The sequence below is a fragment of the Pseudomonas sp. AC252 genome (genome assembly GCF_979258105.1).
This window is the reverse complement of record NZ_OZ409837.1, coordinates 4904380-4917590: the sequence shown is the minus strand read 5'-3', so window position 1 is coordinate 4917590 and position 13211 is coordinate 4904380. Positions and strand designations below refer to the sequence as shown.

At 59.5% G+C, this 13211-nt stretch carries 15 protein-coding genes; 11 read left to right on the top strand and 4 right to left on the bottom strand.

Annotated elements, in window-relative coordinates:
• Positions 1 to 23: 23 nt before the first annotated feature.
• Together ACZZZ4_RS22525 and ACZZZ4_RS22520 are read right to left on the bottom strand one after the other, a co-directional pair.
• Positions 24 to 1061, bottom strand: a complete 1038-nt coding sequence (locus tag ACZZZ4_RS22525) for an alpha/beta hydrolase family protein (protein ID WP_129998712.1) — start codon at positions 1059 to 1061, stop codon at positions 24 to 26.
• 167 nt (positions 1062 to 1228) lie between these two features.
• A complete protein-coding gene (locus ACZZZ4_RS22520) occupies positions 1229 to 1840 on the bottom strand; it encodes an FMN-dependent NADH-azoreductase (protein ID WP_415762506.1) in 612 nt (203 codons plus the stop codon).
• A 126-nt stretch (positions 1841 to 1966) separates the two neighbouring features.
• Between ACZZZ4_RS22520 and ACZZZ4_RS22515 the strand changes: the two genes are divergently transcribed.
• Both ACZZZ4_RS22515 and ACZZZ4_RS22510 read left to right on the top strand, forming a co-directional pair.
• Entirely contained in the window at positions 1967 to 2875 is a 909-nt protein-coding gene (locus ACZZZ4_RS22515; protein WP_039760577.1) for a LysR substrate-binding domain-containing protein, read from the top strand.
• On the top strand, positions 2872 to 3231 hold the full coding sequence (locus ACZZZ4_RS22510; RefSeq protein WP_463548811.1) for an MmcQ/YjbR family DNA-binding protein: 360 nt from the start codon (positions 2872 to 2874) through the stop codon (positions 3229 to 3231). The genes ACZZZ4_RS22515 and ACZZZ4_RS22510 overlap by 4 nt, the downstream gene beginning before the upstream one ends.
• 119 nt (positions 3232 to 3350) lie before the next feature.
• Here ACZZZ4_RS22510 and ACZZZ4_RS22505 read toward each other — a convergent pair whose 3' ends face one another.
• Both ACZZZ4_RS22505 and ACZZZ4_RS22500 read right to left on the bottom strand, forming a co-directional pair.
• Entirely contained in the window at positions 3351 to 3779 is a 429-nt protein-coding gene (locus ACZZZ4_RS22505; RefSeq protein WP_415762508.1) for a DUF1294 domain-containing protein, read from the bottom strand.
• The gene (locus ACZZZ4_RS22500; protein ID WP_039760572.1) at positions 3776 to 4606 is read right to left on the bottom strand and encodes an undecaprenyl-diphosphate phosphatase; all 831 of its coding nucleotides are present in this window, start codon (positions 4604 to 4606) and stop codon (positions 3776 to 3778) included. Before ACZZZ4_RS22500 ends, ACZZZ4_RS22505 begins: the two co-directional genes overlap by 4 nt.
• 305 nt (positions 4607 to 4911) lie before the next feature.
• Between ACZZZ4_RS22500 and ACZZZ4_RS22495 the strand changes: the two genes are divergently transcribed.
• From ACZZZ4_RS22495 to ACZZZ4_RS22455, 9 genes are all read left to right on the top strand, one after another.
• Positions 4912 to 6546 carry a methyl-accepting chemotaxis protein gene (locus ACZZZ4_RS22495; protein WP_310404687.1) on the top strand — a complete coding sequence of 545 codons (1635 nt, stop codon included), beginning with the start codon at positions 4912 to 4914 and terminating at the stop codon, positions 6544 to 6546.
• Positions 6547 to 6716: 170 nt separating this feature from the next.
• A complete protein-coding gene (gene pnuC / locus ACZZZ4_RS22490; RefSeq protein WP_129998708.1) occupies positions 6717 to 7280 on the top strand; it encodes a nicotinamide riboside transporter PnuC in 564 nt (187 codons plus the stop codon).
• Positions 7277 to 7801 carry an AAA family ATPase gene (locus ACZZZ4_RS22485; RefSeq protein WP_463548810.1) on the top strand — a complete coding sequence of 175 codons (525 nt, stop codon included), beginning with the start codon at positions 7277 to 7279 and terminating at the stop codon, positions 7799 to 7801. The genes pnuC and ACZZZ4_RS22485 overlap by 4 nt, the downstream gene beginning before the upstream one ends.
• Positions 7802 to 8133: 332 nt before the next feature.
• Positions 8134 to 8583: a hypothetical protein gene (locus ACZZZ4_RS22480; protein ID WP_310404692.1), complete on the top strand. Its 450-nt coding sequence runs from the start codon at positions 8134 to 8136 to the stop codon at positions 8581 to 8583.
• A 1-nt stretch (position 8584) separates the two neighbouring features.
• The gene (locus ACZZZ4_RS22475) at positions 8585 to 9157 is read left to right on the top strand and encodes an adhesin (RefSeq protein WP_129998706.1); all 573 of its coding nucleotides are present in this window, start codon (positions 8585 to 8587) and stop codon (positions 9155 to 9157) included.
• Between the two features lie 73 nt (positions 9158 to 9230).
• Entirely contained in the window at positions 9231 to 10223 is a 993-nt protein-coding gene (locus ACZZZ4_RS22470) for a hypothetical protein (RefSeq protein WP_039760560.1), read from the top strand.
• Positions 10224 to 10288: 65 nt separating this feature from the next.
• On the top strand, positions 10289 to 10969 hold the full coding sequence (locus ACZZZ4_RS22465) for a C39 family peptidase (protein ID WP_039760558.1): 681 nt from the start codon (positions 10289 to 10291) through the stop codon (positions 10967 to 10969).
• Between the two features lie 43 nt (positions 10970 to 11012).
• Complete coding sequence (locus ACZZZ4_RS22460; RefSeq protein WP_463548809.1) at positions 11013 to 11759, top strand: hypothetical protein; 747 nt, start codon at positions 11013 to 11015, stop codon at positions 11757 to 11759.
• 45 nt (positions 11760 to 11804) lie between these two features.
• Positions 11805 to 13121, top strand: a complete 1317-nt coding sequence (locus tag ACZZZ4_RS22455; RefSeq protein ID WP_129998705.1) for a transporter — start codon at positions 11805 to 11807, stop codon at positions 13119 to 13121.
• The last annotated feature ends 90 nt before the right edge of the window (positions 13122 to 13211 follow it).

Sequence of the window (13211 nt, the reverse complement as noted above, 5' to 3'; positions counted from 1 at the left end):
TTGATCAAATGTTGAAGGCGGGCTTACTGATCCGCCGTCTGCATCCCTGCTCGCGTCGATTTGCCCAGTGCATGGGCAAAAAATCGTCCGGCTTCGGAAATCAGGTTGCGGTGAATATCCTCGCGATCCACTCCATCAGCATCGGTGCACAACGCTGGCATGGCGCGGATCTGCTCTTCATTGCATGGCGCCAGAAACACGAAGTGCCCTGCCCCGGCCAGCAGCTTGAAGTCCGGCGCGGTGGGCAGCTTGCGCGCCAGGGCAGCCGCGTTTTTATCAAAGGCCACCAGTTTGTCGCCGTCGCCGCTATAGAGCAGCACCGGCACGTGTACGTCAGCGAGGGTATGGCGACCAAATTTCAGGCTCAGCGGCGCCATCAGCAGTAACGCGTGAACCCTTGGATCGGCCACTGGTTGCAAGTCTTCGCGATCGACAATCAGCTCACCCTGGGTGTTGCAGGCGTCGTGATCGTCCGGGCGTTCCTGGCAATAGCGGCGTAGACGATCAAGATCCGGCTGGGCGCCAGAAAGAATCAACGCCGTCTCGCCCCCCGCCGAATAACCGATCACACCGACCTGATCAGCGTTAACGAACGGCGCCAGCATGTTATCGGCGAGCGTCGCGGTTATCGCTTGGGAAATCTGGATCGGTCGCCCGTAAAGATTGCTCAACGTGCCGAGTCGGCTGTGGTCGCGGGAGTTGTCGCCGGGATGAATCACCGCCACCACTACGAAGCCCTTGCGCGCCAGCGACGTGGCCAGATCATGCAAGGCCAGCGGCGTACCGGTGTTGCCATGCGAAAGCATCAACATCGGAAAGCGACCGATGGCGACTTTAGTGTCTTCTCCGGCCTCGACCGAGTAACCCTCAAGCAAACTCATGTGCTCGCGGTCACTGGACGGGTAAAAAGCGATGGCGCGCATCGGTTGCAGATCGAGCGGGTCGAGAAAGGTCATCTCGTGATAACCGACGCTCCAGACCGGGTGTCGCCCCGGCGCGGCCTGCACTGAATTCAGGCTGCCCAGCAGGCAAATCAGCAACATTGCACAAAGATGCCTCATGAATGCCCCACCCTGTTGGACCACATCGTTGGATGTGCTGAAACTGCATAACCCGGGCCAGATTATGTAACAGACAGAAACAAAAAACTCCGTAATCGGCCCTTGCAGAACCAGAATACAGAGTTTTTTGGCGATTACCTGAACATCAGCTGTTCTTTACGCAAGCCTTACGCGGCTGCGAACAGTTGCTCGCTGATCTTCGCTTGCGCAGCGTTCATGGCGTTATTGCGCACTTCTTCGCCATAGGCCAGACCTTCAGCGCGGACGATTTCGATGTCGGTAATGCCTAGGAAACCGAGCACCAGCTTCAGATATTCCTCGTGAGCGATGCCGCTGGCCTGCCCGGCGTGGATGCCGCCGGAGGTCGACACGATGACCACTTTCTTGCCACCGCACAGGCCTTCCGGGCCGGCTTCGGTGTAGCGGAACGTCTGGCCGGCAACGGCAACGCGGTCGATCCACGCTTTCAATTGGGTTGGCACAGTGAAGTTGTACATCGGCGCGGCAATCACCACGGCGTCCGCAGCGATGAATTCGGCCAGGGTCGAGGCGCTCAGCTCGGCTTCGTGCTGTTGCGCGGCGTCGCGCAATTCGGCGGTGGTGCCAGCGGCGACCAGTGTGTTGGCCGAAAAATGGCTGATGGCATCGGCGGCCAAGTCGCGGTAGGTGACCACGGCGCTCGGCTCGGCGGCTTGCCAGGCGTCGACGACTTGACGGCTCAACTGACGGGAAGCCGAGTTGTCGCCCAGAATGCTCGAATCGATGTGCAACAGTTTCATGTGGGTGCTCCTGAAAGAATCGCCGGTGGCGACGGAATGGAGACAATCCTACGCAACAAACCAATAGCTGATTAGTCGCCGACAATGCGATAGTTCGTCCCATTGATAGAACGAGTGGAGAGGCACATGCAGGATCTCAACGATCTCTATTACTTCGCCAAAGTGGTCGAAGCCGGCGGATTTGCCGCCGCCGGGCGCCTGCTCGGTATTCCCAAGTCGCGGCTCTCCAGAAGGATTGCCGAACTGGAAGAGCGCCTCGGCGCGCGACTGCTGCAACGCACCACTCGCCAACTTAATCTCACCGCTGTCGGCGAGCGCTATTTGCGCCATTGTCAGGCGATGCTGCTGGAAGCGGAAATGGCTGACGAAGCCGTGGCGAGCATGTCCAGCGAACCACGCGGGCGCTTGCGGGTGTCGTGCCCGACCGGTCTGGCCCATGAAATGCTGCCGACGGTGATCAGCGACTTTCTCGGTAAATTTCCGCAGGTGCAACTGGAGGTCGTGCTGCTCAACCGCCGCGTCGATCTGGTCACCGAAGGCATCGATGTCGCTTTGCGCGTGCGCGATCACGGTGATGAAGACCCGTTGCTGGTCACCCGGCGCTTGCGTCAGGCTCAGGCTGTGGTAATCGCCAGTCCGGCCTTCATGCAGGGCAAGACCATCAATCATCCGCAGGACCTGAAAACTCTGCCAGTGCTCGGCGCCCTGGAAGCCGATCGCATGGTCCACGTGCGTCTGCTCGATCAGCAGGGCAAAAGCGTCGATCTGAGCATGGAAGCGCGGCTGGGCATCGATGACTTTGTCGTGCGCAAGGCCTGCGTGCTGGCCGGTCAGGGTTTCACCGTGCTGCCGATGATGTTCTGCGAGACCGAACTGCGTAACGGCACGCTGGTGCAGGTGCTGCCGGAATGGTCATTGCCTGGCGGCTGGCTGCAAGCGGTGTACCCGCACCGGCGCGGGGTAATGCCGGCGGTGCGCGCATGGATCGATCACTTGGTCGAATCGTTCAATGCCTGCGGGGAGCGGTTGTTATGACACAGGGAAAAATGAGCGAAACCGAGGTAGCCGAATTTTGTCTGGCTCTGCCGGGCGCGCGGGAAGATTACAAATGGGGCGGCGTGCGGGTGTTCTCGATCGCCGGCAACAAGATGTTTGCCTTGCAGGGATTACGCGGCGATTCGCTGGCGTTCAAGGTCGACAAGGATCTGTTTCTCGGCCATTGCGACCGCCCGGGGGTTCATCCGGCGCCGTATCTGGCGCGGGCGCAGTGGATCATCATGCACCCGCCCTACCCGCTGAGTGCCGAGGAATTGCAGGCGCTGTTGCAGCGGTCGCATCAACTGGTGGTGAGCAAACTGCCTAAAAAAACGCAAATCGGCCTGCTGTTGTAAGCACGCAAATCCTGTGGGAGCGAGCCTGCTCGCGAAGGCGGTTTGTCAGGCGACTCATCAGCGAGGATGAGATTGCTTTCGCGAGCAGGCTCGCTCCCACAGGGGATTTTCGGTGGACGTTAAATCAGCGACAGCAAGTTTGATCCGAGAAAAATCTGGTCAATCCAGAACACCTGATGCAGCAGCACGATCACCCAGAACAGAATCTGAAACGACACCTTGCGCGTCTTGTGCCGAAACACTTGCTGGGCGATCAACGCCCCCGGCCAGCCGCCCGCCAGTTCTACCGCATGCAGGATGTTTTCCGGGGTGCGCCACGCATCGGCGCGGGCCTTGCGCTTGTCGGCCCAGTACAGAAAAAACGCCAGCACACTGACAATCCCGTACGCCGCCAGCGGCACCCGCGAGAGGCCACTGAGCCACATCGACAGTGAGCCGAACAGCGGCAGCGCGCAGACGATCAACAGCACCACAAGCTTCAACTTCACATGCTGAAGGCGCCCGCCAGAAGCTCGTCCTTGCGGGCGCTGCGCGCGCGAATCGTTCATGGCTTGGCCGCCGACCAGTCCACCCAGCCGAACTGCCAGGTCGCCAGAATGAACAGGCCGAACGCTATTCGGTACCAGGCAAACGCTGCATAGCTGTGGTTGCCGATGAACTTGAGCAAACCGCGCACAGCGATCATGGCGAAAACAAACGCGGTGACGAAACCAATCGCGAACACCGGGAAATCCGCTGGCACAAACAGATCGCGGTATTTGTAGCCCGAATATACCGCCGCACCCACCATGGTCGGCATGGCGAGGAAGAACGAAAACTCGGTTGCAGTCTTGCGCGACAGGCCGAACAGCAAGCCGCCAATGATCGTCGAACCGGAGCGCGAAGTGCCGGGAATCATTGCCAGGCATTGCGCGAAACCGATTTTCAGCGCATCGGTCCAGCGGATCTCGTCAACGGTTTCGGCGTGGACTTCATGCTGACGTTGTTCGGCCCACAACATGATGATCCCACCAATGACCAGCGCCGCCGCTACGGTGATAGGGTTGAACAAGTATTCGTGGATCAGATCGGCAAAGATCACTCCGAGCACCACGGCGGGCAAAAACGCGATCAGCAGATTAGCCGTAAAACGCCGTGCACTCGGCTGGGTCGGCAAGCCGATCACCACGTCGAGGATCTTGCGGCGAAACTCCCAGACCACCGCGAGAATCGCGCCGAGCTGAATGATGATGTTGAACGCCATGGCCCGCTCGCCGCCGAAGTTCAGCAAGTCGGCGACGATGATCTGGTGTCCGGTACTCGAAATGGGCAAAAACTCCGTCAGCCCTTCTACAACTCCTAGTATCAGTGCCTGCAAGGCAGTCCAAAGATCCATCAATCCCCCAGAGAGCGATGCGCGCCGGCATGCCCCGATAGTATTTTTAGCGTTCACTGCGTTCAGCGTAGCTGGTTAAAGCTGTACCGATTCCGCGCGCACAGGATCCACACGAAACGGTAAAAATTCCGTGAAATGTCAAAACCGTGTTCAGGTTTTTGCGCGCGGGGCCGAAATCCTAACAGACAAGCCTTAATAGCGCTCCCCGCGCTGCATGGCTTGGCTGGCGCAGTCCCGAGCACTCAGCGGTGGCTGGATGCTGGCGATCATTTATTACAAGAACAAGAATCCGGAGTGACAGCGTTATGAACAGCTTGCGCAGTGTGTCGATCAGCCGACGCTTGTGGCTCATCTTGATCGTGGCGATGGTCATGTTGCTGACCTTGGGCGTGCTGATGCTCAAGCAGATCCACGACGACCTCTACCACGCCAAGGCGCAGAAAACCCAGCATGTGGTGCAGACCGCCAGCGGCCTGCTGAACTATTACCATGGCCTGGAAACCGCCGGCACCCTGACCAGGGACGCGGCGCAAAAGCAGGCACTGACCGCGATCCGTGGCCTGCGCTATGACCAGAGCGACTATTTCTGGATCAACGACCTCACGCCCGTGATGGTCATGCACCCGACCAACCCCAAACTCGAAGGCCAGAACCTCTCGGCGATCCGCGACCCGGACGGTTTTGCGGTGTTCAACGAGATGGTCGCCATCGCCAAGGCCAAGGGCGCGGGCATGGTCAATTATCGCTGGCCGAAACCGGGAGCGACTGATCCCGTAGCCAAGACCTCATATGTGAAGCTCTTTGAGCCGTGGGGCTGGGTGATCGGTTCCGGTGTGTACGTCGACGATGTGCAGGCCGAATTCCAGGGACAAATGATCAAGGCCTCGGCAATCGGTCTGGCAATTGCGCTGATCATGGCGCTGCTGGTGATTCTGATCGCGCGCAGCATCGTTCGTCCGTTGCAGGAAACCGTGAACGCCATGGCGAACATCGCCAGCGGCGAAAGCGACCTGACCCGCAGCCTCGATACCCATGGCAAGGATGAAGTCACCGAGCTTGCCCATCACTTCAATGCCTTCACTGCCAAATTGCGCCGAGTGATTGGAGACTTGCAGGTCTCGGCCAGCGCTTTGGGTCAGTCTTCCAGCGAACTGGGCAATGACGCCTCGCAAGCGCAGCAGCGCAGTCAGCAGCAATCGCAGCAGATGGAACTGGTGGCCACGGCGATCAACGAAGTCACCTACGGCGTGCAGGACGTGGCGAAAAATGCCGAACACGCCGCCGCCGAAATGCGCGATGCCGAAGCGCAGGCGCGACAGGGCCAGATCAACATTGACGGCAGCCTGCAACAGATCGACAAGCTTTCCGGGACCATCGATCAAGCGGTTGAGGTGATTCGCACCTTGGCTGCAGAAAGTACGCAGATCGGCAGCGTTCTGGAGGTGATCCGTTCGATTGCCGAACAGACCAACCTGTTGGCGCTTAATGCGGCGATTGAAGCGGCGCGTGCGGGTGAACAGGGTCGCGGGTTTGCCGTGGTCGCCGATGAGGTCCGGTTGTTGGCGCAGCGTACACAGAAATCGACAGCGGAGATTCAGTCGATGATCGAGCGTTTGCAGAACCACTCCGAGGCTGCGGTGAAGGTGATTGGCGACAGCAGCAAGGCCTCGCAATTGACCATCGAACAGGCGGGACTGGCCGGGGCGAGTCTCAGTGCGATTGGCCAGGCGTTGCGCAATCTCAACGGTCTGAATGCTTCGATCGCCAGCGCCACGTTGCAACAGGCCCATGTAGTTGAGGACATCAACCAGAACGTCACCCAGGCGGCCGGCCTTTCGCATAGCACCGCGTTGGCGGCGGAACAATCCAGTGCAGCCAGTCTGCGTCTTGGGCAGCTGAGCGAACAGCTCAACGGGTTACTGCGCCAGTTCAGGGTCTGACCCATAACCTGTGGGAGCGAGCCTGCTCGCGAAAGGGCCTGTCCAGTCGACATCTTTTTCCACTGACTGGCCCGACGCCTTCGCGAGTAGGCTCGCTCCCACAGGGTACTTCTGTGTCTGGGCGAATGCAGTACAATCCGCCCCCTTCTCGACTTCCCCAGGGATCCGCCATGTCCGGGCTTGAACTGTTCGCCGCTGCCCTCGGTGTCATCGCCGTGTGGCTGACGGTCAAACAGAATCCGTGGTGCTGGCCGATCGGGCTGGTCATGGTGTTGCTCTACAGCTGGATCTTCTTTGAGGTGAAGCTGTATTCGGACATGTTGCTGCAAGTGATCTATGCCGCGCTGCAAATCTACGGCTGGTGGCAGTGGACCCGCGCCGGGACGATGCATGACGGGCGCCAAGTCACCCGCCTCGACGCGCGCTCAATTCTGCTCGGACTCAGCGTCGGGGCCATCGGCAGCCTGCTGCTGGGCGCCGCGATGGCGCACTGGACCGACGCCGCCCAGCCGTGGCTCGATGCCGCGCTTACTGGTTTCAGCCTGGTTGCACAACTGTGGATGGCACAAAAACGCCTGCAATGCTGGGCGCTGTGGTTTGTCCTCGATGTCATTTTTGTAGGGCTGTTCATCTATAAAGGCCTGTACCTGACCGCAGGCCTCTATGGGCTGTTTACCCTGCTCGCCGTGCAAGGCTGGCGTGAGTGGCGCGCCGATCCGGCGTTGCGCACATGAAAGTCGTTGTCCTTACCGGCCCGGAATCCACCGGCAAGAGCTGGCTGGCGGCGGGATTGGAGCAGCGTTTCGGCGGCGTTCGCGTTGATGAATATGTGCGTCGGTTCATCGAAGACAATCCCCGCGACACCTGTTTGGCGGATATTCCTGCTATCGCCCGAGGCCAGTTGCGCTGGGAAGATCAGGCGCGAGCGCAGCAACCCTCCCTGCTGATCCTCGACACTCACCTGCTGAGCAACATCCTCTGGAGCCAGACCCTGTTCGCCGCTTGCCCGGGCTGGCTTGAAGCCGAGTTGCTCGCGCGCCACTACGACCTGCACCTGCTGCTATCGCCGCAACAAGTCGACTGGGCCGAAGACGGCCAACGCTGCCAGCCGGATCTTGACGATCGCATGGCGTTCTTCGAAGCCACTCGCGACTGGTTGATCCAGCATCAACAGCCGCTGCAGGTTATTGAAGGCAACTGGGTCGAACGCCAGGCCCAAGCCTTTGCGGCGGTCGAGCGTCTGTTGTCCGCCTGAGCCACCACACCGTTATTTTTTGGCGCATCTGTCCGTTTTTGAAACACTCCTGCCCTCGCAAAGCCGCGTCCAAACGCTGTTCATCAATCCGTGACGCCATCTGTTACGTCAATGAAACACATCGGCGCAAACCCTTGTGCCAGAGCTTTCCAAAGTCGATGTCCACTCAAGCGGCTCTCGCTGTGTTTCAAAAGTGAAACAGTAGCCACACACCTGCCTCGCTCAAAATAACTAAGCCCTTGATTTAAATAAACAATCCAAACCCGGCACAGCTTTCGCTCTCTCCTTCACAACGCTGAACAACCCAGCCCACTGAAGAAGGAATCGCCGCCGTGGGGAATCTCAATAAAAGCCTGACCTGCCTCCTGCTGATCGGATCAGCCGCCAGCGCATTGATCAGTGTCAGCGCCCAGGCCGAAGGCAATGGAGTGATCGTCCTCAACCGCGACGTTCAGCCAATCCCGATCGGGCGTAATGGCGGCAAAGACCCCTACCCGACCACCGTCAATGCCAACCCTTCGGCGCGGATCAATCAGACCCTCAGCAGCACCGAACTCAGCGACGGCGATTTCGCCAGTGTCGCCAGTGGCTCGTCGATTCGCGGCAACATGACTACGCCCAGTTCCAACCTGCCAGGCATGAACACCCTGACCAACCAGAACGGCCTGCCCGGCATGCGCAGCGGCAGTGGCGGCGGTTCTGGCGCCTCGATTTCCAACACTGTCAACCGGGCGATGAGCACCGGTCTGGCGCCTCTGACCCGCATGGCCGGAGGCCAATGACATGAATCGCACTCTGCTGCTTCTCGCCCTGCTCGGCTGCACCAGCGCCATGGCCGATTCGACCTCGGTCAACAAAGCGAATATTCAGGATTCCGGCGCTCAGTATCGCGGCAACTTCAACGTCAACCAGGCAGCCGGTGACCAGATGCAACAAGCCAACACCAAGGCGATTGCCATCGGCACCGAATCCCATGCCACCACCAGCGTCAGGCAAACCATCGACACGCCTGCCAGCCGCGCCATCGACGCGAGCGCGAACATCGGCGGCAACTCTTTCAGCAATGGCAACGGCATCCTCGGTGTGAACCAGGGCGCCGGTGCCAACAATCAAATGGCCAACGTGACGCGCGTCAGCATCAGTGCCGGCCCGCAGAGCGTTGACGACAGCGCCCTTTCGCAACAGAACGTGGCGTTTTTACCGAGCTCAGGAGCAACTGGTACCTCGATCGGCAGTCGCCAGGTCACGACAAGTGATCAGGCCTTCACCGGCAGTCGCGGGGTAATCCAGGTGAACCAGAGTGCCGGGGTGGGGAACCGCATGGCTAACACCCTGAGCATCCGGGTCGCTGACTGACCCATACAAAAAAGCAGTGCAATTAGAAAAGTCCCAACACTTAACCAACTAATAAGCACGACGGAGAAACACCATGAAACCTACAATGGCTCTCAAACCACTGGTTTTCGCACTCGCAGCAGTGATGGCAATGGCAGCACAGGCCGGCGGCCGTGGTGACGATAACGGTCATGGTAACGGGCACGGCAATGGTCACGGCCAGCCTCAAGGACCTAACCTTGAACAACTGCTGCAGATCACCGCAGGCGCCGGCGCCGCTGTCCTCGACGCGCAAAACAGCGACGGCAACGTGGTAAAAAACCAGGGCACCCTCAACAACGCCAATGCCAGCGACTCGCTCAATGGCTCCAACGGCAACATGGGCGCCAACGTGGCTGGCGGCGACGGCAACCAGCAGGACAACGCTGCTGCACTGGCCACCGCTGACGAAAGCTTTATCTTCGGTAATGCTGTTGCCGCCTCGAGCGCGACTCAGGTGAACAACAACAACTACGTGAAAAACTCCTCCACCTTCAACAACGCCACGCTCAACAACGCTGGCAACAACGGTTCCGGCAACATTGGCATCAACGTGACCGCCGGCAACTTCAACCAACAGAAAAACAACCTCGCCATCGCCGTTTCTGGTGGTCGTGTAGCGCAGGCTGCTGCCTCTGCCAACCAGTCCTCGACTGGCCTGGTCGTGGAAAACAAAGGCGTGCAGGCTTACAAAACCGACACTCTTACCGGTACTTATGCAGCCGCTGGCGTATTCAAAGCCAAAGGCACCGCGACCATCGAAGACGACAACAACCATGGCGGTTGGGGTAACCGTGGCGGCGGCCACGGCGGCAACGATGATCAGAAAGCCAAGTTCGAAGCCGTGGGCAGCTTTGGCCTCGCTGGCGTCACCACGCAACAAGTGCTGACCAAAGATGGCTGGAAAACCCCAGTCGTCAACAATGCCAACATGACCAACTCGATGAACAACTTCTCCGGCAACGGCGGAGCCAACGTCTCGGCGGGTGTGGGCAACCAACAAAGCAACTCGCTGTCCATCGCCGCAGGTTGCAAAGCCTGCATGTAATCGCGATCGAAACGAAAGCCCCGGCAACGGGGCTTTTTCCCAGGTTCCACAAGGCGTATTCGATCATGCGGACTCCTGCCCTCCTCGCTCTGCTTTGTCTGTGCGGCCTGACTCAGGCAGCCCAGATGCCGGTCGCTGCCCTGCCGGGTGGCGTGCTGGTCTACAAGGACGTGCAAAGCATTCGTGAGCGCAAGTTTGCCGACATCGTCGAACAGAAAACCGATTTCAGCTGCGGCGCTGCTGCACTGGCAACGGTCCTGCGCCAGGCCTATTGGCTCGACGTCGATGAGGAGCACATCATCAAGGGCATGCTGGTCAACGCTGACCAGGACCTGGTGCGAACCCAGGGTTTCTCCATGCTCGACATGAAGCGCTACGTAGAAAGCATCGGCATGCGTGCCCGTGGCTACCGGATCCCGCCCGAGAAACTCGAAGCGGTGACCATTCCGGTGGTGGTCCTGATGGACATTCGCGGCTACAAGCATTTCGTCGTCCTGCAGCGTTCGGACAAGGATTGGGTCTATATCGGTGACCCGGTTCTCGGCCACAAGCGCTACAAACACGATGACTTTGTCAAAGGTTGGAACGGCATTGTCTTTGCCATCGTCGGCCCCGGTTATGACAAGGCCAACGCCTTGCGCAGCCCTCCCGTGCCGCTGACGGCGAAGAATTCGCTGGACGGTTTCAACCCGGTCAAAGATGCGGAATTGATGGATTTCGGGTTCATTCAGAGCGACTTCTTTTAATCGCCGAGTTAGAGAATGGGACTGGATGTCCCGGGAGCAGCAGATGAAAAGCTCATACTGGCTGGCCGCCGCCTGCCTGGCAGCGAGTGCGTCAGGCTTTGCCCATGCCGGATTCAAACCCATCGAAATCAAGGACCAGGAGCTCGCCGAGCTTCGCGGTCGGTACGTCATGCCGGGGCGGATCATCAGCTTCGGCATTGTCATGAGCAGCACCTGGCGCAACGCCAGCGGCGACCTGATCGGCGCGGCCACCTCGATGCAGGTCCAAGCTGCAACGGTCAAACCGGAATTTTATGTCTCGACCATCAAGGAGTCGGGCAATGGCGGTACTCCCACGCTGGGAACGGGCACCGTGATCGGTGGCGCCGGCCTCAACAGCACTCAGGGCGTGACGCAAAGCGTGCGCGCCGCCGGCGATGGCAACACCGCCAACAACAACGTTGCGATCAACGTCAGCGAAGCCAGTCAGGCGCCGGCACTGGTGCCGTCGCAAGGCCAGGCCCTCGTCGCCGGGCAAACCATCACCGGCAGCAACGGCGCCGGCAGCGTCGCGGTTTCGGCCAATGGCGGTGGCGTGCAAATGGCCATTCAGGCCAGCGGCAATCAAGGTAACGCACTGCAACAGGTCGCCCAGGGCGGGCTGCTGCAGAATACCCGTTTGCTGGGCAGTGCCAACGTGGTCAACAACCTTACGCAACTCAACGTCGTACTTAACAATAACGGCAGAAGCGCCGGTGCACTGGACTGCAACCTGACCCAACTCGGGGCCCTACGCAATATCGGATATTGAACTACGCTGAGTCTCGATCATTGGGCTAAAAGGGACGGCTTATTCATGTATCGATCAGTATCACTGCGTGCTGCAGTGTGTTTGAGTACCCTTCTCCCGGCGGCAATGCTGCAAGCAGCACCCGACGCCGATGTAGAAGCCCTGAAACGGGAACTTCTGGAACTGAAGCAACGATACGAACAACAACAACAAGCGCTGGCGGTACTTGAACAACGGGTCCGCCAGGTAGAAGAAACACCCGCCGCCCCACCGCCAAAACGGCTGGCCAAATCGCCGTCCGACATGAAAGGCAATCGCGTCGCTACCGGAGCCGCCACAGGCACCGGTGCGGCCGCTGCATCGGGAGGCGCCGCCGGGGGCAGTGGCGCTTCCTACGGTCAATCGCTGGCTGACGATTCGCAACCGGCGCAAAGTGTTTCCAACCTGTACGACGAGGCCAGCGGCTTTTTCGGTGGCGGCAAGTTCAGTTTCGAAACCGGTGTCACCTATTCACGCTATGACACCCGCCAGTTGATCCTGAACGGGTTCCTCGCGCTGGATTCGATCTTCCTGGGCAACATCAACCTCGACCGGATCAAGGCCGACACCTGGACCCTCGACCTCACCGGCCGCTACAACTTCGACAATCGCTGGCAGTTCGACCTGAACGTGCCGGTGGTCTATCGCGAGTCGACGTATCAGTCCGGCGGCGGCAATCAGGGCGCTGCAGGGGTGACCACCGAAGAAACCGTGACCAAGGATCCAACCATTGGCGACGTCAACTTCGGTATCGCCTACAAGTTCCTCGACGAGTCGGTCAACACCCCGGACGCCGTCGTCACCTTGCGCGTCAAGGCGCCGACCGGCAAGGACCCGTTCGGCATCAAACTGCGCCAGACCGACGCCAACTCCAACCTGTTCGTACCCGACACCCTGCCCACCGGTAACGGCGTCTGGTCGATTACCCCGGGCATCTCGCTGGTCAAGACGTTCGACCCGGCGGTGCTGTTCGGCAGCTTGTCCTACACCCACAACCTCGAGGAGTCGTTCGACGACATCAGCTCCACCGTCAACCAGAAAACCCCGGGCAAGGTACGCATCGGCGACAGCTTCCAGATCGGCGCCGGCATCGCCTTCGCGCTCAACGAGAAGATGAGCATGTCGTTCTCGGTCTCCGACCTCGTGCAGCGCAAGAGCAAGCTGAAACAGGACGGCGGCGATTGGGAATCGGTGGTGTCGAGTGACGCCAACGCCGGTTACTTCAACGTCGGCATGACCATCGCGGCCACCGACAACCTGACAATCGTGCCGAACTTGTCGATCGGCATGACCGATGATGCGCCGGACTTTTCGTTCAGCCTGAAATTCCCGTATTACTTCTAGGTAAAAGCAAAAGATCGCAGCCTTCGGCAGCTCCTACATTCGGATTGCGTAATCCCTGTAGGAGCCGCCGAAGGCTGCGATCTTTTGATC